Genomic DNA, 25,902 nt, shown 5'->3' with positions numbered 1-25,902 from the left:
ATGCGGGGTGCTACACGCGCCCGTAACGATCCTGGAAGCGGATAATGTCGTCCTCTTCCAGATAGGAGCCGGAGCGCACCTCAATTAAGTCGAGCGGAATTTTTCCGGGGTTTTCCAGGCAGTGCGTCGCCCCCAGCGGAATATAAATGGACTCGTTTTCACCCAGCAGCTTCACTTCCCCGTCGATGGTTACTTTGGCGGTACCCGCCACCACCACCCAGTGCTCGGCGCGGTGGTGGTGCATCTGCACCGACAGCCCCTCGCCCGGCTTCACGGTGATGCGCTTCACCTGGTAACGTTCGCCCGCGTCGATGGAGTCGTATTTGCCCCACGGACGGTACACTTCCCGGTGAATATGGTGCTCGTGGCGGCCGTCGGCCTTGATCTTCTCCACCACTTTTTTGACGTCCTGCACGGCATTACGGTCGGCAATCAGCACCGCGTCTTTGGTCTGCACCACCACCAGATCCTTCACCCCTACCGTGGTGACCAGGCCAGACTCGGCGTAGACGTAGCTGTTTTCCGTTTTGTGGCTAATCACGTCGCCGTGATGGACGTTACCCTCCGGGGTATGCGCGCTGATCTCCCACAGGGATGACCAGGAGCCGACGTCGCTCCAGCCCGCATCCATCGGCACCACCACGGCGTCCGCCGTGCGCTCCATCACCGCATAGTCAATGGACTCTTCCGGGCAGGCGAGGAAAGAGGCTTCATCCACGCGGATAAAGTCGAGATCCGGATCCACCACCGCCATCGCTTTCTCGCAGGCGCTTAAGATATCCGGGCGATATTTTTCCAGCTCTTCCAGGTAGCGCCCGGCGCGGAACAGGAACATACCGCTGTTCCAGTAATATTCACCGCTGGCAACGTAGGCCTGCGCGGTTTCCAGATTAGGTTTTTCGACGAACTGGGCCACGTCAAAGGCCACGCTGTCGCCCTCGCCTGGCGTCACGCTGCCGCGGCGAATGTAGCCATAGCCGGTTTCCGGCAGATCCGGCACGATGCCGAAGGTCACCAGCTTGCCGCGCTCGGCGTAAGGAATGGCCGCACGCACCGCGTCGCGGAACGCCTCTTCCTGCTGGATAACGTGGTCAGCCGCCAGCACCAGCATCAGCGGATCGCAGTCCGGGCTGCTGCGTTTCGCCGCCAGCGCCGCCAGGGCGATAGCGGGCGCGGTGTTGCGACCGGCAGGCTCCAGAATGATATTTTCGGTGAGTTTGTTCAGCTGGCGCAGCTGCTCGGCAACGATAAAGCGGTGCTGTTCGTTACAGATCACCACCGGGCTTTCGCACTCCACGCCCTGCAGACGGTTAACCGTCGTTTGCAGCATGGTGAGGTCGCCCTTCAGGCAAAGAAACTGTTTTGGATAAAGCACGCGGGACAGTGGCCACAACCGGCTCCCGGATCCACCCGCCATTACGACCGGATACAAAGTGGTTTGACTCATGATTTATCCCCGTATATCTGCAATAAATTGGCTCAGCACGTTCTCTTTCTCGAGCGTGCATTCGGCATATTCACGTGCCACCGTGTTCTCTTTTGGCATGGCAAGCGCCTGCTCAATTCCGGTCACCAGCGCGGGAACCGATTCCGGCTCCACGCAAACGGCAATGCCCGGGTAGCTGTTGCACAGCTGGCCTAATTCGGTATCGGCTTCTGCCGTTATTACCGCGTTGCCGCCCACCGCCAGAATGTTGGTCAGCTTGGACGGCAGCACCGCATCCGCCGCGCCGCGTTTTTGCACCACCAGATGGCAGTCCGCCATTTTCAGCAGCGCGGGCAGCGCGTCATAAGACTGAAGCGGGAAGAAGCGGACGTTGGTCAGGCCGCGCTCGCTGGCCATTTTTTCCAGGCGCGCCTTGCCGCCGCCCTGCCCGACAATCACGAACGTCCACGGGTGTTCGCTCAGCTGAAGCGCGGCGTCAATCACGCTCTCCAGCCCCTGCTTTTCGCCGATGTTGCCCGAGTAAAGAATGATTTTATGACCATCAGGCAAACCGAGCTGCGCGCGTAACGCCTGCGCGTCGCTTTCCGTTACGTCGCGAAAACGCGCCACCTCGGACCAGTTCGGGAAGAAAATCACCTTCCGGGCCGGGACGCCCTTCTCCTGCGCCTTATTCATCATCGAGCGCGAGATGGTGGAGACGTAATCCACGTTGAGCAGCCCGCTGCGCTCGAAGGCGCTGGCGAGCTTCGCCACCTTGCCGCCCTTGCCCTTGCCCGCCATTCCGAGGCCGAGCATCGCGTCCACTTCATAATCCTGGATGTGCAGCAGGGTGCGCGCGCCGGAGAGTTTCCCCAGCAGGCGCATGCCCGGCGTGCAAAACAGCGTTGGCACCACGCCGATGATGCGATCCGGCTTCCAGCGGCGCTGCGCCATCAGCGGGAAGAAGCTGCTCAGGGCAAAGCTGCCCAGATGAATTAAACGTTTCAGCGTCGAGGGCTGCTTCGGCACGTAGAGCGGGCAGCGCCAGACGGTCGCCGCGCCCTCTTCGCGGCGATAACGCCAGCTTGAATAGCGCTCGCCTACCTTCCACTCCGGATAGTACGGCGGCGCGGTAATAACACGCACGTCGTGCCCCTGGCTCGCCATCCACTCGACCATCTCGCCGGTGTATTTCCCGATGCCGGTCAGCTCCGGCGAGTAGTTGATTCCATACACCAAAATTTTCATAAGCCCGGCACTCCGGACTGACGATCTGCCAGGAAATAGGCACGACTGTTGTCGTGCACATTGTCGCTGGCAAGCAGCGCCTCTGGCGTCAGCCAGCGGTAGTCGTCATGCTGAGAATCAGGCAGACGCAGGTCTGCCTCACTCACCTTCAGGCGGAACCCCAGCACGATGTAGTGCGTAGTAAAGTCCGTGCCTGAAAAGTTATCGTCATAGAAGTGCTGCCAGACCCCGTAAAACTGGCCCGCTGCCATCGGCAGGTGCTGGCCCAGTTCCGCCAGAGTGAGACGCTCAAACGCATCGCTCAGCGTCTCATCCTTCTGCACGCGCCCGCCGGGCACGAACCAGAAGCCCTGTGCAGGACGATTGGTTCGTTTCCCCAGCAAGAACTCGCCGCGTTCGTTCTCCACGATCAAGTCAACTGAGATGAGCGGAGTGGAACGAACGACCGTGGCAAAATCTTCCTGACTTAAAAACATCATTACCCCCGGAAGCGGTGCTGGTTTTCCAGGAACCACTGGTAGGTGCTGGCCAGCCCCTGCTCCAGCGACACCTCGTGATACCAGCCCAGCTGATGCAGACGGGTCACGTCCAGCAGCTTGCGCGGCGTGCCGTCCGGTTTGGTGGCGTCAAACACCACGCGGCCCTTGTAGCCCACCACCTGCGCGATGGTCTGTGCCAGCTCGCGAATGGTGCAGTCGACGCCGGTACCCACGTTGATGTGCGACAGCATCGGCTCGGTGTTTTCCTGCCACACCTCGCGATCCAGCTCCATCACGTGAATGCTGGCCGCCGCCATATCGTCTACGTGCAGGAACTCGCGCATCGGCGTACCGCTCCCCCACACCACCACATCCGGCGCGTTTTCGGCGGTCGCCTCGTGGAAGCGGCGCAGCAGCGCCGGGATCACGTGCGAGTTGCTCGGGTGGAAGTTGTCGTGCGGACCGTACAGGTTAGTCGGCATCACCGAGCGATAGTCGCGGTTGTACTGACGGTTGTAGGACTCGCACAGCTTGATCCCGGCAATTTTGGCAATCGCGTACGGCTCGTTGGTGGCTTCCAGCGTGCCCTGCAGCAGTTCGCTTTCGGCGATCGGCTGCTTCGCCATTTTCGGGTAGATACAGGATGAGCCGAGGAACAGCAGCTTGTTCACATTGTGCAGATGCGCCGCGTGAATAATGTTGCTCTCAATCATCATGTTCTCGTAGATGAAATCCGCCGGGTAGGTGTTGTTAGCGACAATGCCGCCCACCTTTGCCGCCGCCAGATACACCTGGTCGATACGCTCGCTGGCAAAAAAGTCCTGCACCGCTTTGCTGTCAAGCAGGTTCAGCTCGTCGCGGGTGCGAACCAGCACCTCAACGTCACCGCGCTGCTCCAGCTGGCGGACAATCGCGGAACCCACCATTCCGCGATGACCGGCGACAAAAATACGTTGTTTGGTCATTCTCAGGACTCCAGCGCGATGGCAACCTCGTAGCCATGAGACTTGAGCAGAGAGTGTTTTTTCGCTGCTTCAAGATCTTTGGCCACCATCTCGGATACCATCTCCTGCAGAGTGGTTTCTGGTTTCCAGCCCAGCTTCTCGTGCGCTTTGGTTGGGTCGCCCAGCAGGGTTTCCACTTCAGCAGGACGGAAGTAACGCGGGTCAACCTGGACAATCACGTCGCCTGGCTTCACGCCCGGCGCGTCGTGGCCGGTCACGGAAACCACGATACCCTTCTCTTCCACGCCGGTGCCTTCGAAGCGCAGCTTGATACCTAGCTGTGCCGCAGCCATCTCAACGAACTGACGCACGGAATACTGCACGCCGGTCGCGATGACGAAGTCTTCTGGCTGCTCCTGCTGAAGCATCATCCACTGCATCTTCACGTAGTCTTTCGCATGGCCCCAGTCGCGCAGGGAATCCATGTTGCCGAGGTGCAGGCAGGATTCCAGACCCTGAGCAATGTTGGCGATAGCGCGGGTGATTTTGCGGGTCACGAAGGTTTCGCCGCGACGCGGGGATTCGTGGTTGAACAGGATGCCGTTACAGGCGTACATGCCGTAGGATTCACGGTAGTTCACGGTGATCCAGTACGCGTACAGCTTCGCTACCGCATACGGAGAACGTGGATAGAACGGCGTGGTCTCTTTCTGTGGAATTTCCTGCACCAGGCCGTACAGCTCGGAGGTGGATGCCTGGTAGAAGCGGGTTTTCTTCTCAAGACCGAGGAAGCGAATCGCTTCCAGCAGACGCAGGGTACCCATGGCGTCAACGTCAGCGGTGTATTCCGGAGATTCGAAAGAAACCGCAACGTGGCTCATCGCCCCCAGGTTGTAGACTTCATCCGGCTGCACTTCCTGCAGGATGCGGGTCAGGTTGGAGGTATCGGTCAGGTCGCCGTAATGCAGGTGGAATTTCGGGTTAGCCGCATGCGGATCCTGGTAAATGTGATCGACACGCTCGGTGTTGAATGAAGAAGCACGACGCTTAATACCGTGAACTTCATAACCTTTTTCCAGCAGCAATTCTGCCAGGTAAGAACCATCCTGCCCGGTAACGCCGGTGATGAGAGCGACTTTAGACATGTTTATATTCCTCTGTACTTATCAAAGTTTTTCAGTTTCAACGCGTTCGCGTATCACCACTGCGGGGTTGCCACGGCAAACTTTATTTGCCGGTAGCGATTTAAAAACGCTGCTGCGGGCACCAACAACCGTGCCATCGCCAACAGAAACACCCGGTGCAACAAATACATCCGTTGCCAGCCAGCATTTTTCGCCGATCGCAATTGGCGAAGCGGTAATATCAAAATGCGGACTCATAAAATCGTGGCTGCCGGTGCACAAATAACACTTCTGTGAAACCACCGAGTTTGCGCCAATCGTAATCTCGCCCAGGGTATATAACACCGCGTCATCCCCTACCCAGGCGTAATCCCCAAGCGTTAATTTCCAGGGGTAGGTAATTTTTACCGAAGGTCGAATGACTACGTTTTTTCCGATTTTTGCGCCAAACAGGCGCAATAAAAATGCTCGCCAGCGGTACATTATCTGCGGCGACCAGGCAAATAACGTTGCCTGTACGGCCCACCACAGCTGAACTTTAATACCGCTCCCGCCCCGAAAGCCTTTCGGCACGGAGAATCCGTTTAATTCCTGCATTACATTTCCTTATATCTCAGGCTTTGTTATATAAGGCTTTCGCTTTACCCGTCGTTTTCAGACGTAATAAATAAGATAATTCCGCCCAGAACCCCGGCACGCGTAATATTTTACGCTGCACGTTTTTTGCATCCTGGCACAACTCCAGATTATTCGAGGTTGACACGCCGCCCATTGAAAATTCAGATACCAGCCCTTTAATACGACGGAACGGGTAACCGGATTTGTACAGGCTGGCGGCCAGGGCATAATCGGACGACACTTTATATTGCAAGTCGTAAGGCTGCTTTTTCAGGCCACTCATCGGGAAGAAAATAGCCTGATGGCTGGCCGGCAGGCTGTGGTAGATATACCAGCCGGGCTTCGCGCCGCGCAGCACTTTTTTCCCATCACCGAAATCAAGCAGCGCATCACCGATAAACATGGCGTCCTCTTTCTGGCGCGCGAGCTGACGGGCAAATAACGCCACGTCTTCATGGAACACGTCGCCGGAATTGAGGAAGATGGCGTAACGGCCCTGCGCCATCGTGATGCCTTTATTCATCGCATCGTAAATGCCTTTATCTTTCTCGCTGATGTAGCGCAAGTTGAACTCACCGTTGAGTTTTTCCAGAAACTCTGCCGTGCCGTCGTTCGAGCCGCCATCGACCACGATCCACTCAAAGGTGAGGCTCGGATCGCGCGCCAGGTTGCGCAGCGAGCGCCAGGTTTTTACCACCCCTTCGTAATTACGAAAAGCGACAGTAATGACGCTAAGAAACATAAATCACCTCATTTCGTCATACGCTCGTAATATTCAGCGCCTTTCGCAAAATAAACGGGCAGACAATCAAGAAAGCATATTCCGGGCTAAATATTGACCCGGTGAAAAACAACGACACCGGTGTGAACAGATAAAGCTGCACGCGAAAGTTTTGGTTATCACCAAACGCGTTAATCATCATTTTGAAAACTTTAAACAGATACCACAGCGTCAACAGTACGGCGAACCAGGAAAAATAAATAATTAACAGATACAGACCATTGTCTATGGTTTTACCGACATCCGCACCGTTAAAGATTCCGAATGATGCAACATATTCGTAAAGTGAGCCGAATCTTACTACACCATCAATATGGGTTAAGGAATAACCCACCATCACCAGTGGACCGATGATGCGATAATAGGACGACGAGCCTTCCGTTCCCAAATCACCCAGGCGTTCTGAGATGTACGGAAACGCAAATATTACGCCCACTAAAAACACCGTCAGGGAGATAATCGCCAGCGGCAGTTTTTTCTTAATCGCCTCTTTGTTCAGGTACTGGAACGCCCACTCCAGCAGGTAAAACAGGATAAACGTCATTACCCCGGAGAACGACCCAGACAGAACGATTCCTGCAAGAATCATAGCATCGGTTTTAGGGGTTTTGATACCGAACTGTTTGATGCTGAGCCAAATTGAGATTAATGCCAGAGCAAAGAACGCCGGTTCAAAATAGAGCGCCGTGGTTCGCTTGCCGCCAAACTTAATGAAGTTCAGTACATAGCTGTTACTGTATATAAGATATTTCGAAATTATTTCCATCAGGCTACTGCCGCCCGTCAAAATAATTTGCGCCATCTCCAGTGCCGCAAGCACGACAATCATCCCAACGACAATATAAAAGAACCTGAGGATTTTCCTATAATTGTGCGGGGAGATAGTTTTAAAACGAATACTCCAGACCATGCCGATAATTATGACGATATAAACAAACAGCATGGTGGAGGTGACATATTTGCTGGCGTCCAGCGACTGGCCAAAGATGTAGTTAAACGCCGTCAGGCCAAACCCGATGCCCAGCGCAATCATCAGCTTTTTAAGGTTGAGCCTGTCAACGTAAAGCAACAGCAGAACCGGCAGGAAGGTGACGATGGTGATCGGGAAACTTTCGCCGAGCTGGGCAATCTTGACGTTGACCAGCAGGTAGATCAGCGGCAGCAGCAGATAGCTACAGATTCTGATAGAACGAGACATACTCCTCCAGCATCTGTTGTCCACTGTAGGCCTTGCGGCTGCGGTTGCGGAACGATTCCAGGTCGGTGCCAAAAACGGCCTGCGCAATGTCGGCCTTCGGCATCTGCACCAGCGGCAGCACCTCGTTTTCGCTGAAGGTTTTTCCGCCTGATTTCTCCAGCACTTCACGCGCCGCGTCGCTGTGGGTTGCGATGACCGGCACGCCAATAGAGAGCGCTTCGCACAGGATCAGCGGATAGTTGTCTACCCGCGAGCTGAACACCAGCGCATCCATGCCGTTGAGGGCGCTCATCAGCTTGCGCTTGTCGGTTTCGAACCCGTGATTTACCACGTTCGCCCCTTCAAACGGGGAAAATTTGCCGAAGGTGTGCAGTTCAATCCTGTCGCCGAGCGCCATCATGTCGCGCACCAGCTGCTGGTTGGTTTTACCGTCGTAGCGCAGATCGTGGGCGACGATGGCGATTTTCGGCCGGCCCGCCGTTTCCGCCACCGGCGTCAGTTCCGCCAGAATCTCTTCCGTCGCCACGTCGATACCGTTGTTAATAATCCTGCAGCGCCCAGCCCCGTACAGGCTGTTGAAGGCGTCCGCCACGTGCTGGCTTGGGGAAATAAAGGTACAGCCGAGCGCGAGCATGTCGCGGAACAGCTGACGCTTACCGTCAACCAGCTGGTGCGCGCGATCCACCTTCACCGGCGGATAGTTGCTCAGGGTCGGGCACTTCTGGCAGGCGTTTTTCCAGCCTTCACAGCCGTCGGTAAAGGCGCAGCGGCCGGTCACGCTCCAGTGATCGTGCAGCGTCCAGACGAATCGGACGTCCGGCTTATGCGCTTTTACCTTGCCGCAAAACGCCACCACCTCTTCCAGATTCAGCCAGTAGCTGTGCAGCACGTGAAAGTGCAGCACAACCGGGCCGCTGGTGCGGGTAACGGTGCGGTAGAGATTATTCAGGTTGCCGAACAGGTCGCGGTTAAACAGGCGGAACAGCGCAATATTGGCGATGGAGGTCAGACGCGGCGTCTGCTTCAGCACCTGCGGATAGTTGTCATGGCTGACGCTTTTCTTGCCGCCTTTGCCGTAACCGTAAACAAAGCGCGACTGTAACCCTTTTTGCAGCGCGCGCTGGTGCAGATCCAGCGCTACGCCAGCCGCCCCGCCCTCGGCGAGGCGCACGTTAAATTGCAGAATGTTCATTTAATCACCTTCACGCGGGCTTTTTCGCCCACTACCAGCGCGTTGTCCGGAATGCTGTCCAGCACCACGCTGCCTGCGCCAATCGTCACGTTATTGCCCACGGTAATATCACCAACGATCACCACGTTCGCGCCCAGCTCGACGTTATTGCCGATTACCGGACATGCCAGGCTGTCCGGCCCGCGGTTGCCGATCGTCACCGCGTGGCGAATGGTGAAATCATCGCCCGCGACAACGAACTTGTTGATGACAACCCCATAGCCGTGGTGAATGGTAAAGCGGCGGCCGATGGTGGCGGCAGCCTGAATTTCGTAGCCAAAAAAGCATTCGGTGATAATGCGGTAGAGCACCAGCACCGGCGCGGCCCAGAGGTTATTTAAGACATTTTTCTTGCGCCACACGGAGCAAAAGTGGGCAATGCGGTAGGCCAGAACCATGCAGCACGGGCGCAGGCTCCAGCTGTTTGCGCGGCAATCTTCCAGAAACATTATTTCCCCCGAAGTCCATCGGCCAGACGCTTGCCGTTACGCACGGACAGCAGCGTCAGCAGGGTGCGCCAGTTCATGCGCTTGTTGCGGATCTGATAGAGGGTAAAGAGCTGGTACTTCCGGCTGGCACGGTCAAACTTGTCCTTGTGCTTGCGGTAAAAATGGAAGTAGCCCGAGAATTTTTTCGGTGACGAGGTGATTTGCATCTCCCCGTGATTGATGTGCAGGATCTGCGTGGCCTCTTCCACCTTCCACGGCTCGCCGTACTCCACCACCATGCGCAGGAAGATGTCGTAGTCCTGCGCGGCCTTCAGTTCGGTATCGAACAGGCACTCCTTAAAGCGCCAGGCCCAGGTAAAGACCTGATTGCCAATAATGTTGCGCTTGTAGAACAGGCGGCGGGAATACGGCGATTTCGGATACAGCGGCAGGCTTGCCGGCTGGGAGTACACCTCGCCCTGGCAGACATAGTCGTTAGCGTACAGAAACGCGTGGGTCACCAGCTGCGCCTTGTGCGACAGGAAGATCGACAGACGGTTTGGCGTCCATTCGTCATCGTCGTCGATGCCGGTGAGATACTGCCCTTTCGCCTGCATAATCGCCTGGTTGCGCACCGCGCACGCCCCGGAGTTGATGGCGTTGTGCGTGTACATCACGCGCGGATCGTTCAGGTCTTCGACAAACTTTTGCAGCTGTTCGTAAGAGGAGGAACAGTCATCCACGATGATAAGTTCCCAGTTATCGTAGTCCTGACGCAGCACCGATTTAATCGCGCGGATCGCCAGCTGCTGACGGTTCCATGTCGGCATATAGATAGAAATTAAAGGGCGTTGTGTGGTCATATTTTCCTCCTACCCCTCACCCCGGCCCTCTCCCCACAGGGGAGAGGGTGAAAGGCCGCACCGAACAGTCCCCTCTCCCTTCAGGGGAGAGGGTTAGGGTGAGGGGTGTGGGGTGTGTTTTGTTATTTACTGTCAGACTTATATTCGTACTCGTAATAACCGTAATCCTGATAGCCCGTCGCGCGGCGGAAGATGGAGTTCAGGATCACCCCCTTCACCTCAATACCGTTCTGCTCGAAGCGGCTCAGGCTGGTTTCCACTTCCTTCAGGGTGTTCACCGCGTAGCGTGCGACCATCAGCGTGGTGCCCGCGTGGCGTCCGACCACGGCGGCATCGGTCACGGCCAGAATCGGCGGCGTATCGATCAGCACCAGGTCATAGTTTTTGCTCGCCCACTCAATCAGCTGCGTGAAGCGCTCGCTCATCAGCAGTTCAGACGGGTTCGGCGGTACCTGGCCGCGCGGGATCAGGTCAAATTTCGGAATCGAGGTCGGCTTGGCGCTCTCGCTGATTTCCCCTTTACCCAGCAGGATCTCCGACAGGCCGTTAACGTTGTTGGTGCCCAGCAGCTCGTGGGTGTAGCCCTTACGCATATCGCAGTCGATCAGCAGCACGCGCTTGTTGGTCTGGCTCACCACCGCCGCCAGGTTGGCACAGACGAAGGTTTTACCAATTGACGGGCTAACGCCGGTCATCATCAGAACGTTGTTTTTGGCCTGCATCATGGCGAAGTGGAGGCTGGTACGCAGGCTGCGTACCGCTTCAATGGCCAGATCGGTCGGGTTACCCACGGCCAGCAGCTGGCTCTGCTTGTAGCGCTTAACGCCCTTGACGGTTTTGACGCTGTCACGGGTCTTCTGCCACTCGGAGAGCGGAATGCTCGCGTAAACGCTGATGCCGTTCTCTTCCAGCACCTGCGGGCTTTCGATACCGCGGTTGAACAGGGAGCGCAGCAGCACGCCGACGATAGAGAGCATCAGGCCCAGAATAATGCTGCCGAGGATAATCAGCGCTTTCTTCGGCTTCAGCACGCCAGGCTGGGTGATCGCCGGGTCAACGATACGCACGTCGCCGACGGTGCTGGCCTCGGTGATTTTCAGCTCCTGCTGTTTGTTCAGCAGCTGCATGTAGACCTGCTGGCCGGATTCCACATCACGCGTCAGGCGCACGATTTCCTGCTGCGTCTTCGGCATCGCGGTTACGCGGTCGTTCAGCTTCGCTTTTTCTTCTTCCAGGGTACGACGTTTCTCCAGCAGCGTGCGGTAGGCCGGGTGACGTTTTGTGTAGAGCTTGGAAATTTCCGCCTCTTTGAAGGTCAGCTCGTTCAGCTGCGCATCAATATTGACCATTGAGTCGAGAACCGATTTCGCCTCCAGCGGCAGGTCGACGGAGTCTTTATCCTGACGGTAAGCGTTCAGCTTGTTCTCGGCGTCGTCCAGACGCGCGCGCACTTCCGGCAGCTGTTTGCTGAGGAACGCCAGGCTTTTCGCCGCTTCCGCAGACTTGCGCTCAATATTTTGCTCAAGGTAGTTGCGGGTGATGCTGTTCAGGATGTCGCGGATTTTGTCCTTATCTTCACCGGTGAAAGTCATGCTCAGAACACCGGTGTCCTTGCCGTTTTCGGTGACGGTGAGGTTGTTTTGCAGGTTGTTGATCATCCCGAGGGTAGAGAATTTAGTAACCGTAAACTCGCCGCCCTCGTGCGCGTTGATGGCGCCTACCCTGAAGCTGACGCCGTCTTTGGTCAGCATCTGCCCCACTTCACCGCGCGCGCTGAAGCCCGCGTCGCTGGTCAGCTGATACTGTTTTGGCCCCAGCACGGTAAGGGTAAAGACCTGGTCCCCTGCCCCTTTTGGTATCACGAAGTCGGTGACTTTTACCGTATCGTTACTGCGCCCCATCAGGCGATCCCAGCCTGCACCAAACACCGGGAAGGTGTTTTTCGTAACCGCAATATCCAGCCCCAGATCGTGAACCGTTTTGCCCAGCACCAGGCGCGACTGGATCAGCTGAATTTCGGCTTCCGATGCCGGTGGCTTGTTGGCCAGCGCCGAGCCGATATCCTGAACCAGCGAGTTACCGGTGTTTTGTTCAATCTGCACCAGCGCGTCGGCGCTGTAGATTGGCGTCGCGAACAGCGTATATATGACCGCCGCCACGGCAAAGACGGCGGTAATACCCAGCACCCACCATTTCGCTTCAATAACGGTGCCGACCAGGCGACCGATATCAATTTCATCACTGCCCGACGTCGGGGCGGCAGAAGCTTTTGTTTTTTCTGTCATTGTTATCCCTGCTGAGCTTTCAGTGCCTGCGCCCACTGGCGGGCAGACTGGTCTAGTAAGGTGTATACCGCCTCAAAGGCCTCGCGGCTCTTGCGATACGGATCGGGAATTTCGCGCTCACCGTCCCAGTGACCAAACAGCATCACCTTGCCGCGCATCTCCGGTGCGATATCGCACAGCGCGTGAATGTGGCGTTTTTCCATCGCGAGGATCAGGTCATATTCCCGGCACATCCGGCCAGAGACCTGACGGGCAACGTGCCCGTCGAGTGAGAGGTTATGTTCGAGGGCTACGCTTGAGGCGCGCTCGTCGGCGCCTTTACCAACCAGCGCCCCCAGCCCTGCGGAGTCGACCGTTAACCCAGGCTGGTAATTTTTCAGCAGCCTTTCAGCCGTGGGGGAACGGCAAATGTTCCCCACGCACACCACCAGAATTTTGTTAAACATCGCGGCTTACCAGGTATGAATGTCGCTCGCCGTATCCGTCATGTAGCGAACGCCACTGATGGTAGGCAGCAACTGGTTGATCAGACGGTTCCAGCGGGCAACCGGCGCGGTGGTGACATAGACCACATCGTAAGGCTGCAGGCGGAACGCCGTAGCCATGACCAGGGACGTCGCGTCGGACATATCCAGCTGGTAGATGTTGGCAATCTTGCCTTTCGCGTTCTCGCCCTTGATCGGACGGATCACGAAGATACCGCTGGCGTTGGAGGCGGTCAGATCGATGCCTTCCGCATTGCCCAGCGCTTCGGTCAGGGTCATACCGCTGAAGTCCATCTTGAGGGTGCTCTGTTTCTTCACTTCACCCATCACGAACACTTTCAGATCGTCGTTGCGCGGCACGTACAGGATGTCGCCCGGATAGAGCAGGCGGTTCTGGGTCAGGTCGCCGTTTTGCATCAGCGCCTGGAGGGAGATGCGCTGCTCTTTACCGTTGTGGGTGAGCACCACGTTGCGCCAGTCGGCGCCGTCGGTTAAACCGCCTGCGGCGTTGATCGCATCCAGTACCGTGAGCGGTACGTTGGTAATGGCCTGCTGACCGGACTTATTGACCTGGCCGGAGATATAGGCTTTCTGGGATCGGAACGCGGCGATATTAACGTCCACCTGCGGGTCAGCAATGTACTGCGCTAAGCGGCCGGTAATATCACTACGGATCTCAGCAAGCGTTTTGCCCGCAACATGCACTTTGCCAATGTAGGGATAGAACATGGTGCCATCGGACTGTACCCAGTTACCGGTGTCGCTTGAGCTGCGGTACTGGCCCGCAGGGGTGGTCAGTTCCGGGTGATCCCAGACGGTGACGTTAATCACGTCGCCGGGACCTACGCGGTACTGATAAGACGCAATTTCCTGGTCCAGAGACATATTTGGCTGAGCAACATTTGGACGTGGGCGTAATTGTTCCACCAGACGTGGGGTTAATGGATACACATTCACCATTTTGTCGAGATCAAAATCAGCGTCCTGCTGCTTAATCACATCCTTGCCCATTGTTGACATATTGCTGCCGGGAAAGACCGTGCAACCACTCATCAAGGTCACAGACACCAATAATGGCATCAATTTCATTTTGGATTTCATCATTGATTATTTATCACTTTGGCAGAGTAATTATCCTGTGCAATTTAAATAAGCGCGGGTCGTGGTGACAATCAGAATGCAGTTAATCATTTAGCAATTTAACTGGCATCAGTCCTAAAAAAAGCTTATTCATCCATTGACTATTGACAGAATAATTGAGGCTGATTCACACGCTTTCAGGCACGCTACCGCCCTTGGCTTTCAGTTACCAATCCACTGACTAAACAATGCTTTATGGATAGACACCCTCTTAATCAAGGCCATTTGCAAAATATATCAGCCACTTCGAACACGCGGCCGATAAAGAATAAACCTCGCAAAAGGCCAAAACTAAAATAGCAACAAGGAAATTTAACATTTGATGCTGGGAGAATTGTTGCAGCTAACCTAATAGCAGGCAAGGAGACAACCGTCCTAATATTGTTTTTTAAGATTAATATTAATAGCAAAGTTTTGATGTTTTCGGATTTTCTTTATATTGACAAAACAGACGCCAAAACCATTCATTGCGATATATCCTAAATATCGTTCTTCGTAATTAAATCTTCGCAATTAACTTATTTACACCATGGGCAAATTCGGTTTTACCTTGAGGCAGCATTAAGAGAAATCTCAGCTCGGCATTGCAATTTCCCTCGGCTTTATCCATGATCGAAGTGTGACATTAGTCATATAACAGAAGGTATTGTGTTTACTATGGAATGGATTGCCGATCCATCGATCTGGGCCGGGCTGGTGACGCTGGTCGTCATTGAATTAGTGCTCGGCATTGATAACCTGGTGTTTATCGCCATCCTTGCCGATAAATTGCCTCCCTCGCAGCGCGACCGCGCGCGCGTGACGGGCCTGCTGCTCGCCATGGTGATGCGCCTGCTGCTGCTCGCCTCGATATCCTGGCTGGTTACGCTGACCAAACCCCTGTTCAGCGTGCAGAGCATGAGCTTTAGCGCCCGCGACCTGATAATGCTGTTCGGCGGGCTGTTCCTGCTGTTCAAAGCCACGGTAGAGCTTAACGAGCGGCTGGAAGGTAAAGACAGCGAAAATCCCACCCAGCGACGCGGCGCAAAATTCTGGCCGGTGGTGGCGCAAATCGTGGTGCTGGACGCCGTCTTCTCTCTCGACTCCGTGATCACCGCCGTCGGGATGGTGGACCACCTGGCCGTCATGATGGCCGCCGTTATCATCGCCATCACCCTGATGGTGCTGGCGAGTAAAGCCCTGACGCGGTTTGTGAACAGCCACCCCACCATCGTGATCCTGTGCCTGAGCTTCCTGCTGATGATTGGCTTTAGCCTGGTGGCCGACGGATTTGGATTCCATATTCCGAAGGGGTATCTGTACGCCGCGATTGGCTTCTCGGTGCTGATTGAGTTCCTGAACCAGCTGGCCATATTCAACCGCCGCCGTTTCCTTTCGGCGAACCAGACGCTGCGCCAGCGCACCGCAGATACGGTCATGCGCCTGCTGAGCGGCAAAAAAGAGGATGCCGAGCTGGACGCCGAATCCGCTGCGATGCTTGCCGATCACAGCGACGGACAGATATTCAACCCGCAGGAGCGGCGCATGATTGAGCGCGTGCTTAACCTCAACCAGCGCTCGGTCAGCAGCATCATGACCTCCCGCCACGACATTGAGCACGTTGACCTGACGGCACCGGAAGAGCAGATCCGCGCGCTGCTGGATAAAAACCAGCACACCCGGGTGGTGGTTACCGGCGGGGAAGAGGAAGAAGAGCTGCTGGGCGTGGTGCACGTAATCGACCTACTGCAGCAGCAGCTTCACGGCGAGCCGCTCAACCTGCGCGCGCTGGTGCGCCAGCCGCTGGTTTTCCCGGAAGCGCTGCCGTTACTCTCCGCGCTGGAGCAGTTCCGCAACGCGCGTACCCACTTCGCGTTTGTGGTGGATGAATTTGGATCGGTGGAAGGGCTGGTGACGCTCAGCGACGTCATGGAAACCATTGCCGGCAATCTGCCCAATGAAGTTGATGAGATCGACGCCCGCCACGATATCCAGAAGAACGCCGACGGTAGCTGGACCGCGAACGGCCATATGCCGCTTGAGGATCTGGTGCAGTTCGTCCCGCTTCCGCTGGACGAGAAGCGCGAATACCACACCATTGCCGGTTTGCTGATGGAGCATCTGCAACGCATTCCGCAGCCGGGGGAAGAAGTACAGGTGGGGGATTACACGATCAAAACGCTGCAGGTGGAGAGCCATCGCGTGCAGAAGGTTCAGCTGATACCGCTGCACGCTGCGGATGAAGCGGATTTTGAGGTGTAAAAAAGCCGGGTAGCGCTGCGCATACCCGGCCTTTTGAAGCGTGGTTTTGCAGGCCGGGAAAGGCGAAGCCGCCGCCCGGCACAACAAACATCAAAGCTTATCCAGCAGTTTTTTCACGTCCTTGCCGGACTGAGACTCCTTATTACGGTCCGCCCAGTCATTCAGCCGACGTTTCGCTTCATCCTGAAGATGCTTACGCAGGATCTGGTCGACCTGCAGGCTGTAGTTCAGCTCCTGCCATTTCCCGTAAACGCTCAGCGGGATCGGCGTCTCTTTCAGGAAGTCGACAAGCTCTCCTTCACCTTCCCAGCCGGCCATCACGCGCACCTTGAAGTGGGTGTCCGCCGTCTCTTTCACCAGATCCAGCGCTCCGCTCCCGGTCAGCGCCAGCAGAGACGAGGTCCCCTGCATCCCGTCCAGCGTTAGCTGACCGTTGTCGAGTGCCAGCTCGCTGGTAAAGCTGTCGAGACGGGTTGCGCTGTCGTAGTTCTCGTTCGCCTTCACGCTGCTGCTGCGCTCCACCGCCTGCTGCACCAGCTGCTGGAAGTTCAGCCCCTCCATGCGCGAGTCTTTCAGCTCCACGTGCGCCTTACCCTGCCAGCTGCGGCGGAAGGCGTCAGCATCAATCTTCGTGCCGGAGAAATCCCCCGCCAGCGTCAGCTGCCCCGTAAGGGCAATCGGATAGTTAAAGGCCTTCAGGATCGTGCCAATCTCGACGTTTTCCAGACGCGGCTGGAACGCGGCGCTGGCAACGTCGCTGCGCACGTCCAGGGTGCCCGGCAGCGAAAGGCTCCCGGCCCCCATTTTTCCGCTGAGGTCGGAGATAACCAGCAGGCCATTGCGGTTAAACATCTGGCTGCTGACGTCGGTAAAATCAATGCCGCGCCAGCGCACGGTGTTGGCCTTCAGCAGAATATCGGCGGTAAACCCGCGCAGGCCGTTGTAGTCAGGCCGATCGAGATTCGAGGAGATCACCGGACGCGACTGCGTTGCCTGGCTTTGACCCACCTGGGTGACGGAGCCATCGGACGCGTTAACCGGCTGAGGCGCAAGCAGGTTCTCCAGGTTCAGCCTGTCAAATTGCAGATCCAGCACCCAACCGGGTTTCTCTGCAAGCGTGACGCTCGCCTGTCCCTTCAGGCTACTGTCGTTGGCCTGGAGGTTGAGCGCGTTCAGCTCCAGCTGCTTGCGCTCTTCGTGCCACACCGCCTGCATGGTGCCCTTTCCGGCAATCCCTTTCGTCGGTAAGTCTGCTCCGGTGAGCTGCCAGCTCAGCTGCTGAACGTCCGCCGTCAGCTGGTGCGGGTAGTCAGACGCGTTCACGTTGGCGTTTATCGACAGGTTGAGATCCCGCTGGTTGCGGTTGATGCGCCCGGAGAACTCCATGGTGGCGTTATGGCTGGCGTCCTGCTCCATTTTGAGATTGATATTGCGTACGGTGATCTGTTCGTCGTCCTCGTGCTGGAAAACCAGCACGCTGTCAGCCACTTTCAGATTAGCAATGTCAAACGACCAGCCGGCATCGGAGGGAACGTCAGGCAGGGTGTTTTCACGCGGCGCGACCGGCGCGTCCGCCTGGCGAACGGCTTCGGTCTGGGGGGTAAGCTGAATCACCGCCCCTTTCAGCATCACCTGATCCACCTGAAGCTGATGCGACAGAAGCGGAATGAGTGAGACATCAAGACGCATATTGTCCGCCGTGACCAGCGGCTGCGCGGCCCCCGGTGCGGTGAGCGACATGCGTCCTGAGAGAATACTGAGCTGAGGCCAGACGTGCCAGCGCAGCGGCCCGTCCAGCTTGAGTTCATAACCGCTGCGCGCTTCAACCTGCCGCACCATATAGGCACGGAAGTCATTCGGATTAACCAGCAGAACTAACGCTGAAAGGCCAGCCACCAGCACCACCAGCAAAATCATCAGCGTCGTCAGAACTCTTCTCATGGCTTCCTCAGTGAACTTACAAATCAGTCTTTATCGATACGACTGGCAACCGCACCCTGCTGGTCGCGATATTTTGCGTCCTGGCGGCGGTTATAAGGACGGTCTGCCGGGCCTGTCAGCGGTTCAAAGCTCAGCGCACCGATCATCATCCCGGGACGCAGGGCCAGCGGCAGTTTACCGGCATTAAAGAATTCCAGCACGATTCGACCCGACCAGCCCGGATCGATACGGTGCGCGGTGACGTGCACCATCAGGCCCAGGCGCGCCAGCGATGAACGTCCGTCAAGCCAGCCCACCAGATCCGCAGGCAGTGTGACGGATTCAAAGGTCACCGCCAGCGCCAGCTCACCCGGATGGAGATAAAACGCCTCTCCTTCTTCGATGACGATTTCGTCGCTCATGACGCGATCCAGCGCCGCGCTGACTTCGTCTTTCGGACCGCTCAGGTCGATAAACGGTGCCGTGTGGCCGCTGAAGGTGCGGAATTTATTCCCCAGACGCACGTCAACGGTCACGCCGTTAATACGCTCAACCGGCGGACGCGGGGTGATGGACAGACGGCCTTCATCCAGCCAGGCTTCTATATCGCGGTCACAAAGACGCATGGCACTTTCTCCTTTCGTGCATCGCGCCCTGAAGCCTTACGGGCTCAGGGCAAAACCAGGTTATCTCTGAACGGTACACAATTCACACGGCTTATTCAAAAAACTGACTGATTTTCGCTTTTAAGATATCAATTGCAATACGGTTTTTACCGCCGCGAGGCACGATAATATCGGCGTACTGTTTCGAAGGCTCAATAAATTGCAGGAACATCGGGCGAACGGTCTTTTGATATTGCGCCATCACGGAGTCCATGGAGCGGCCGCGTTCGTTAACGTCGCGTTTGATGCGACGCATCAGGCAGATATCCAGAGGGGTGTCGACGAAAATCGAGAAGTTCATTGATTCGCGCAGGCGGGCGTCGGTGAGCAGCAAAATCCCTTCAAGGATAATGACCTTTTTCGGCTCGATGCGGATCGTTTCTCGGGTGCGGGTATGTTCTACGTAGCTGTAGACGGGCAGTTCAATGGCCTCGCCGCGCTTCAGCGCTTCCAGATGCTGGAACAGCAGGCTGTGATCCATTGCACTGGGGTGGTCATAGTTGGTTTTTACGCGCTCTTCCATCGAAAGATGGGATTGATCTTTGTAATAGCTGTCTTCGGGAATAACACCGATATGCTCATCACCTACCTGTTCACGCAGTTCACGATAAAGCGTACTGGCAATAAGACTTTTACCTGAAGCCGATGCGCCGGCGATGCCTATGATGACGCACTGATGAGACTTATCAGTCATAAATTTAGCGACCTGATTAACCTGGATGTAAGGAAGGACGACGCCGGAGCGTCAAACGCGGCAATTATAGGGATTTCGGGGGCGTGATACCAGTCGAATGCGCAGGTTATGCGAGGCGGGCTGAAAAGTGCCGCTTCACGCCCTGAGCGAAATTTTTACGATCGCTTTTTCGACATTTGATCCCCTTTCTTCGCAGAGTAACTATTTTATAAGTCTATGAAGTCAAAATCTGAGCGCTCAGCATATGAATTGTAAAATGTTTGTACTAGCATAAACCAAATTAATGATTTCACGCGTCCGGACCTGGCTCCTGACAACACGGCGTCCCTGGATAGAGCGGTAATGAATAAACAATACCAGCGGGTTTTGGTTACTACCCCACATCCTTTACTACGACTTGTCTGTCTGGGTCTCGTCACGTTCATTTTTACCCTGTTTTCCCTTGAGCTGACCCGCTTCGGGTCGCTGCTGGCACCGCTGTGGTTCCCGACCTCCATTATGATGGTGGCGTTTTACCGCCATGCGGGAAAAATGTGGCCCGGCATCGCCCTCGCCTGCTCCTTTGGCAATATTTTTGCCTCGTGGATGCTCTTTTCATGGGACGCCATCAACCTAACCTACACGGCGATCAATATTATTGAGGCCTGTATTGGTGCGGTGCTGCTGCGTAAGCTGCTCCCCTGGTATAACCCGCTGCAAAACCTCAACGACTGGATCCGCCTTGCCGTCGGCAGCGCCCTGGTGCCGCCGCTGGTGGGCGGCGTTCTGGTTCATTTTCTGGTGCCGGGCCCGGAGCCGTTGCGCAATTTTCTGTTCTGGGTACTTTCAGAAGCCATCGGCGCGCTGGCGCTGGTACCGTTAGGCCTGCTGTTTAAGCCGCATTACCTGCTGCGTCACCGCAACCCGAGGCTGCTGCTGGAAACGCTGGTGACCCTGGTCATCACCCTGGCCCTGAGCTGGACGGCCATCACCTGGCTGCCGTGGCCGTTCACCTGCATCATCGTTTTGCTGATGTGGAGCGCGGTACGCCTGCCGCGAATGGAAGCGTTCCTGATATTTTTATTCACCATCATGATGGTATCCCTGATGATGGTGCGAAACCCGCCCTCCATGACGCCTTCAAACATGATGGTGACCTTCAACGCGCCGTGGCTTCCCTTCCTTATGATGCTCCTGCCGGCCAACGTGATGACGATGGTGATGTATGCCTTTCGCGCCGAGCGTAAACACATTACGGAAAGTGAAGAGCGTTTTCGTAACGCGATGGAGTATTCCGCGATTGGTATGGCGCTGGTGGGGATTGAGGGCCAGTGGCTTCAGGCCAACAAGGCGCTGTGCAATTTTCTCGGCTACAGCCAGACGGAGCTCCAGTCGCTCACGTTTCAGCAGCTAACCTGGCCCGAGGATTTACATACTGACCTGGAACAGCTGGGACAGCTGATCAACGGAGAGATCAACAGCTACAGCCTCGAAAAGCGCTACTATACCCGCAACGGCGAGGTGGTCTGGGCGCTGCTGGCCGTCTCCGTTGTTCGCCATGCCGACGGCACGCCGCTCTACTTTATTGCCCAGATAGAAGACATCAACGACCTGAAACAGACCGAGTGGGTGAATAAGCGCCTGATGGAGCGCATCACGCTCGCCAACGAAGCCGGTGGGATTGGCATCTGGGAATGGGACCTGGAGCCGGACGTGATCAGCTGGGATAAGCGCATGTTTGAGCTGTACGAGATCCCTTCGCATATCAAGCCCACCTGGCAGCTCTGGCATGACGCCATCGTGCCGGAAGATCGCACGAACGCCGAACGGGTGCTGCGCGAGTCCCTCCAGGCGAGGGTGCCCTTCAAGCTGGAGTTTCGCATCCGCGTTAAGGGAGGCATTCGCCACATTCGTTCGCTGGCAAACCGGGTGCTGAATAAACACGGCCAGGTGGAACGCCTGCTGGGCATCAATATGGACATGACCGAGGTGAAGCAGCTTAACGAGGCGCTGTTCCAGGAAAAAGAGCGTCTGCACATTACCCTCGACTCCATCGGCGAAGCGGTGCTCTGCACCGACATCGACATGAACGTCACCTTTATGAACCCGGTCGCCGAGAAGATGAGCGGCTGGACGCAAAACGACGCGCTGGGTCAGCCCGTGCTGAAGGTGCTGCACATTACCTTCGGCGAGAATGGCCCGCTGATGGAGAACATCCACAGCGGGGATATGTCCCGTACCGATATCGAGCAGGACGTGGTGCTTAACTGCCGGAACGGCGGCAGCTTCGACATTCATTACAGCATCACGCCGCTGAGCACCCTGGACGGTCACAACATCGGCTCGGTGCTGGTGATTCAGGACGTGACCGAGTCGCGCAAAATGCTGCGCCAGCTGAGCTACAGCGCCTCCCATGACGCCCTCACCCGGCTGGCGAACCGCGTAAGTTTCGAAAACCACCTTAAGCGCCTGCTGCAGACGGTACACGAGACGCATCAGCGCCACGCGCTGGTCTTTATTGACCTTGACCGCTTTAAGGCCGTGAACGATACGGCAGGCCACGCGGCAGGCGACGCCCTCCTGCGCGAGCTGTCATCGCTAATGCTGACGATGCTGCGCTCCAGCGACGTGCTGGCGCGCCTGGGGGGCGACGAGTTTGGCCTGCTGCTCCCGGACTGCAACGTCGAAAGCGCGCGTTATATTGCGGGCAGGCTGATCGACGCTATCAATAACTACCATTTTTCCTGGGAGGGACGCCTGCACCGCATCGGCGCCAGCGCAGGTATTACGCTGATTGACGATAACAATCGTCTGGCCGCGGAAGTGATGTCGCAGGCCGACATCGCCTGTTACGCCTCGAAAAACAGCGGACGCGGCGTCGTCACCGTGTATGAACCCCAGCAGGAGCGGATCCACAGCATGCGCAGCATGATGTCGCTGGACGAGCAGTGGCACACGATCAAGGATAATCATCTGTTGATGATCGCGCGCAGCGTTGCCTCGCCGCGCGTGCCCGAGAGCAGCAGCTTCTGGCTGCTCTCAATGCGCCTGTGGACCAGCCAGGGCGAAGTGCTGGAAGAGCACGCCTTCCGCGCGGGGCTGGCGGAGCCGGAGCTGCTGCACGCCCTTGACCGGCGTATTTTCAGCGACTTTTTCCGCACCCATGCCGCGCAGGTGGCGGCGAAAGGGATGGGCGTCGCGCTGCCGCTGTCAGAAGCGGGTTTAGCCAGCGTTACGCTGGTGGACGAACTGCTCGACCTGATTGCACGCGGTCCGCTGCCGGCGCGTCTGCTGCATCTGATGATATCCGTCGACGTGCTGAGCAATGCGGACGAAAACGTGCAGCAGGGTCTGCAAAAGCTTCGTCACGCCGGCTGTCGGGTGGTGTTAACCCGCGTGGGGCGCGATATCAACGTTTTCAGCCGCCTCAGCGCCAGCACCGCAGACTATCTGCTGCTGGATACGGACGTGGTGACGAACGTTCACGGCAACCTGATGGACGAGATGATGGTAACGATCGTTCAGGGTCACGCCCAGCGTCTGGGGCTAAAAACCATTGCCGGGCCGTGTAACCAGTCGATCATGATGGACACGCTGTCAGGCATCGGCATTGACTATATCTTCGGCGATACCATCGGAGAAGCGCAGCCGCTCGATCTACTGCTCAATACCAGCTATTTCGCCATCAACTGACGGCGACCAGCCGTCGGTATACCAGATATGTAACAGCGCATACGAGCGCCACGGCTGCCAGCGTTCGGCATAGCGACGGATCTGCGCAGGCGTCATTCCGGCAAAACGCTGCTTAATCAGGTAATCATCCGGCAGAAAAACATCCTTCGCCTGCCAGCCGCGCAGGGCCAGATAGCTGGCAGTCCAGCGCCCGATGCCGGGCCGCTGCTGTAAAGCCTTCAACCCGGCCTCGATATCCGCAGGCGGGAAGAGCGGAAAGTCACCGTCCACTACCGACTGCGCCAGATGAATCAGCGACTCCGCACGCTTCAGCGGCATCCCGAGGGCCTTAAGCGCCAGCGGATCCGCAGCAGCGACCGCCTCTGGCGAAGGAAAGCAGAGATACCCCGGCGCGTCCGCAATCGGTTCGCCGCACAGCGCCACCACCCGTGACGCCAGCTTTGCCGCCATCGCCACGCTCACCAGCTGGCCGAGAATGGCGCGCACGCCCTGCTCCCAGGCATCCACGGCGCCCGGCAAACGTAGCCCCGGACGTGCCGCACCGAGCTCGCCGAGGGTCTGCGCTATCCGCTGCGGATCGCAGGCGAGATCGAACAGGCGGGCAATGCGGTCAAGACATGTTTCCGCCACCGGGATCAGGCCCGGGCTCAGCGTCACGGCCAGCGTATGGGTTGCGCAGTCCGGCGTGACGCGAAAAACGCCCTGATGCCCCTCGTAGCCGAAGCTCCGCTCGTAGTAATCGTCCGTAACGGTTTCAACCCCCGTGACCGCACGCGCCGCAAGAAAGCCAAACATCCACTGCCAGTCGTAGGGGGGTTGCCAGTTCAGGGTGTACATCGTCTCTCCTTTTTTGTTCACCTCAGCATAAACCGAAAGACCGCGATGCGCCTTGCTTTCATATTCCTGTTGTCGCCTGGCAGACATTTCGCTAAAGTCTCGCCCCTTCTCACCGGCATGGGGATTTATCGTGTTTATTGGATTCGACTACGGCACCGCAAACTGCTCGGTTGCCATCATGCAAAACGGACACCCGCAGCTCCTGAAAATGGAAAACGGCAGTGCGCTGCTGCCCTCCATGCTCTGTGCGCCCACGCGCGAAGCGGTAAGCGAGTGGCTGTTCCGCCACCATCAGGTGCCGGCCACGGCGGCTGAATCGCAGGCGCTTCTGCGTCGGGCCGTCAGCTTCAACCGGGAAGAAGATATTGAGGTTACGCCGTCCAGCGTGCAGTTCGGCCTCTCCTCCCTCGGGCACTACATCGAGGATCCGGAAGAAGTTTACTTCGTTAAATCGCCTAAATCCTTCCTGGGCGCCAGCGGGCTGAAGCCGCAGCAGGTCGCGATGTTCGAAGACCTGGTGTGCGCCATGATGCTGCACATCCGCAATCAGGCCCAGTCTCAGGTGCCGGACGTCATCACCCAGGCCGTGATCGGTCGCCCAATCAACTTCCAGGGGCTGGGTGGCGACGAGGCTAACCGGCAGGCGCAGGGGATCCTCGAGCGCGCGGCGCACCGGGCAGGCTTTCGCGACGTGGTGTTCCAGTATGAGCCGGTTGCCGCGGGGCTGGATTTTGAAGCCACGCTGGCGGAAGAAAAACGCGTGCTGGTTGTGGACATCGGCGGCGGTACCACCGACTGCTCGCTGCTGCTGATGGGGCCGCAGTGGCACCACCGCCGCGACCGCGAAAACAGCCTGCTGGGGCACAGCGGCTGCCGCGTGGGCGGTAACGATCTGGATATCGCCCTGGCGTTCAAGAGCCTGATGCCGCTGCTCGGCATGGGCGGACAGACCGAAAAAGGGATCGCCCTGCCGATCCTGCCGTGGTGGAACGCCATCGCGATCAACGACGTGCCCGCACAGAGTGATTTTTACAGCACCGCCAACGGCCGTTTCCTGAACGATCTGGTGCGCGACGCGCAGGATGCGGAGAAGGTCGCGCTGCTGTATAAGGTGTGGCGTCAGCGTCTGAGCTACCGCGTGGTACGTACTGCCGAAGAGAGCAAAATTGCCCTTTCCGATCGTCCTGAGCATACCGCTTCGCTGCCGTTCATCAGCGACGATCTGGCGACGGCTATCACCCAGGACGGTCTGGAGCTGGCGCTCGCCCAGCCGCTGCAGCGCATTCTGGAGCAGGTACAGCTGGCGCTGGATAACGGCAAGGTGAAGCCGGATGTTATCTACCTGACTGGCGGTAGCGCCCGTTCACCGCTTATCAAAAAAGCGCTGGCGGAACAGCTGCCGGGCATTCCGATTGCCGGTGGCGATGACTTTGGCTCCGTTACGGCAGGACTGGCCCGCTGGGCGCAGGTGATGTTTAGCTAGCGTTGGGGCGGTCTGGTCCCCTCACCCCGACCCTCTCCCACAGGGAGAGGGTGCAAACACCAAAAACGGCAACGGATGTTGCCGTTTTGCGTTTACCTCCATTCAGACCATTCCTGACAGTGTTCCATATTTCCTCCATT

At 57.1% G+C, this 25,902-nt stretch carries 21 protein-coding genes; 3 read left to right on the top strand and 18 right to left on the bottom strand.

The window, feature by feature from the left end:
- Positions 1 to 10: 10 nt before the first annotated feature.
- The 14 genes from cpsB to MOQ06_RS07105 form a co-directional block, all read right to left on the bottom strand.
- On the bottom strand, positions 11 to 1,447 hold the full coding sequence (gene cpsB, locus MOQ06_RS07170; protein ID WP_242172199.1) for a mannose-1-phosphate guanyltransferase: 1,437 nt from the start codon (positions 1,445 to 1,447) through the stop codon (positions 11 to 13).
- 3 nt (positions 1,448 to 1,450) lie between these two features.
- On the bottom strand, positions 1,451 to 2,674 hold the full coding sequence (wcaI, locus tag MOQ06_RS07165) for a colanic acid biosynthesis fucosyltransferase WcaI (RefSeq protein ID WP_242172197.1): 1,224 nt from the start codon (positions 2,672 to 2,674) through the stop codon (positions 1,451 to 1,453).
- Positions 2,671 to 3,150, bottom strand: a complete 480-nt coding sequence (locus tag MOQ06_RS07160; RefSeq protein ID WP_242173218.1) for a GDP-mannose mannosyl hydrolase — start codon at positions 3,148 to 3,150, stop codon at positions 2,671 to 2,673. Before MOQ06_RS07160 ends, wcaI begins: the two co-directional genes overlap by 4 nt.
- A 2-nt stretch (positions 3,151 to 3,152) precedes the next feature.
- Positions 3,153 to 4,118 carry a GDP-L-fucose synthase gene (locus tag MOQ06_RS07155; protein WP_148418236.1) on the bottom strand — a complete coding sequence of 322 codons (966 nt, stop codon included), beginning with the start codon at positions 4,116 to 4,118 and terminating at the stop codon, positions 3,153 to 3,155.
- 2 nt (positions 4,119 to 4,120) lie between these two features.
- A complete protein-coding gene (gene gmd, locus MOQ06_RS07150; RefSeq protein WP_003863514.1) occupies positions 4,121 to 5,242 on the bottom strand; it encodes a GDP-mannose 4,6-dehydratase in 1,122 nt (373 codons plus the stop codon).
- Positions 5,243 to 5,263: 21 nt separating this feature from the next.
- Positions 5,264 to 5,818: a colanic acid biosynthesis acetyltransferase WcaF gene (wcaF, locus tag MOQ06_RS07145; RefSeq protein ID WP_176609934.1), complete on the bottom strand. Its 555-nt coding sequence runs from the start codon at positions 5,816 to 5,818 to the stop codon at positions 5,264 to 5,266.
- Positions 5,819 to 5,834: 16 nt separating this feature from the next.
- Positions 5,835 to 6,581: a colanic acid biosynthesis glycosyltransferase WcaE gene (wcaE, locus tag MOQ06_RS07140; RefSeq protein WP_242172196.1), complete on the bottom strand. Its 747-nt coding sequence runs from the start codon at positions 6,579 to 6,581 to the stop codon at positions 5,835 to 5,837.
- A gap of 16 nt (positions 6,582 to 6,597) precedes the next feature.
- The gene (wcaD, locus tag MOQ06_RS07135) at positions 6,598 to 7,818 is read right to left on the bottom strand and encodes a colanic acid polymerase WcaD (protein ID WP_148418239.1); all 1,221 of its coding nucleotides are present in this window, start codon (positions 7,816 to 7,818) and stop codon (positions 6,598 to 6,600) included.
- The gene (wcaC, locus tag MOQ06_RS07130; RefSeq protein WP_242172195.1) at positions 7,793 to 9,010 is read right to left on the bottom strand and encodes a colanic acid biosynthesis glycosyltransferase WcaC; all 1,218 of its coding nucleotides are present in this window, start codon (positions 9,008 to 9,010) and stop codon (positions 7,793 to 7,795) included. The genes wcaD and wcaC overlap by 26 nt, the downstream gene beginning before the upstream one ends.
- The gene (gene wcaB, locus MOQ06_RS07125) at positions 9,007 to 9,498 is read right to left on the bottom strand and encodes a colanic acid biosynthesis acetyltransferase WcaB (protein ID WP_148418241.1); all 492 of its coding nucleotides are present in this window, start codon (positions 9,496 to 9,498) and stop codon (positions 9,007 to 9,009) included. Before wcaB ends, wcaC begins: the two co-directional genes overlap by 4 nt.
- Positions 9,498 to 10,340: a colanic acid biosynthesis glycosyltransferase WcaA gene (gene wcaA, locus MOQ06_RS07120; protein WP_017693085.1), complete on the bottom strand. Its 843-nt coding sequence runs from the start codon at positions 10,338 to 10,340 to the stop codon at positions 9,498 to 9,500. Before wcaA ends, wcaB begins: the two co-directional genes overlap by 1 nt.
- A 122-nt stretch (positions 10,341 to 10,462) precedes the next feature.
- Positions 10,463 to 12,625, bottom strand: coding sequence for a tyrosine-protein kinase Wzc (gene wzc, locus MOQ06_RS07115; protein ID WP_242172193.1), 2,163 nt, complete (start codon positions 12,623 to 12,625; stop codon positions 10,463 to 10,465).
- Positions 12,626 to 12,627: 2 nt separating this feature from the next.
- Positions 12,628 to 13,071 carry a low molecular weight protein-tyrosine-phosphatase Wzb gene (gene wzb / locus MOQ06_RS07110; RefSeq protein WP_148418243.1) on the bottom strand — a complete coding sequence of 148 codons (444 nt, stop codon included), beginning with the start codon at positions 13,069 to 13,071 and terminating at the stop codon, positions 12,628 to 12,630.
- Positions 13,072 to 13,077: 6 nt separating this feature from the next.
- Positions 13,078 to 14,214 carry a polysaccharide export protein gene (locus MOQ06_RS07105; protein ID WP_148418244.1) on the bottom strand — a complete coding sequence of 379 codons (1,137 nt, stop codon included), beginning with the start codon at positions 14,212 to 14,214 and terminating at the stop codon, positions 13,078 to 13,080.
- A gap of 693 nt (positions 14,215 to 14,907) precedes the next feature.
- On the opposite strand from MOQ06_RS07105, the gene MOQ06_RS07100 reads away from it, so the two are divergent.
- Entirely contained in the window at positions 14,908 to 16,491 is a 1,584-nt protein-coding gene (locus MOQ06_RS07100; RefSeq protein WP_148418294.1) for a TerC family protein, read from the top strand.
- Between the two features lie 90 nt (positions 16,492 to 16,581).
- Here the strand turns inward: MOQ06_RS07100 and asmA are convergent, their stop codons facing one another.
- From asmA to udk, 3 genes are all read right to left on the bottom strand, one after another.
- A complete protein-coding gene (gene asmA / locus MOQ06_RS07095) occupies positions 16,582 to 18,432 on the bottom strand; it encodes an outer membrane assembly protein AsmA (RefSeq protein ID WP_242172191.1) in 1,851 nt (616 codons plus the stop codon).
- Positions 18,433 to 18,455: 23 nt separating this feature from the next.
- Entirely contained in the window at positions 18,456 to 19,037 is a 582-nt protein-coding gene (gene dcd, locus MOQ06_RS07090; RefSeq protein WP_006811250.1) for a dCTP deaminase, read from the bottom strand.
- A gap of 91 nt (positions 19,038 to 19,128) precedes the next feature.
- Positions 19,129 to 19,770 (bottom strand): uridine kinase, encoded by a 642-nt coding sequence (gene udk / locus MOQ06_RS07085; protein WP_148418246.1) that lies wholly within the window; start codon positions 19,768 to 19,770, stop codon positions 19,129 to 19,131.
- 342 nt (positions 19,771 to 20,112) lie between these two features.
- Between udk and MOQ06_RS07080 the strand changes: the two genes are divergently transcribed.
- Positions 20,113 to 23,442: a diguanylate cyclase gene (locus MOQ06_RS07080; RefSeq protein ID WP_242172190.1), complete on the top strand. Its 3,330-nt coding sequence runs from the start codon at positions 20,113 to 20,115 to the stop codon at positions 23,440 to 23,442.
- Here the strand turns inward: MOQ06_RS07080 and alkA are convergent.
- Complete coding sequence (gene alkA / locus MOQ06_RS07075) at positions 23,407 to 24,279, bottom strand: DNA-3-methyladenine glycosylase 2 (protein WP_242172189.1); 873 nt, start codon at positions 24,277 to 24,279, stop codon at positions 23,407 to 23,409. The two genes, MOQ06_RS07080 and alkA, sit on opposite strands and share 36 nt — an antisense overlap.
- A 130-nt stretch (positions 24,280 to 24,409) precedes the next feature.
- On the opposite strand from alkA, the gene yegD reads away from it, so the two are divergent.
- Complete coding sequence (gene yegD / locus MOQ06_RS07070) at positions 24,410 to 25,762, top strand: molecular chaperone (protein ID WP_242172188.1); 1,353 nt, start codon at positions 24,410 to 24,412, stop codon at positions 25,760 to 25,762.
- Positions 25,763 to 25,902 lie beyond the last annotated feature (140 nt).

Source organism: Enterobacter sp. I4 (assembly GCF_022669095.1).
Lineage (GTDB): Bacteria > Pseudomonadota > Gammaproteobacteria > Enterobacterales > Enterobacteriaceae > Enterobacter > Enterobacter pasteurii.
This window is presented reverse-complemented; position numbering and strand designations above follow the sequence as displayed.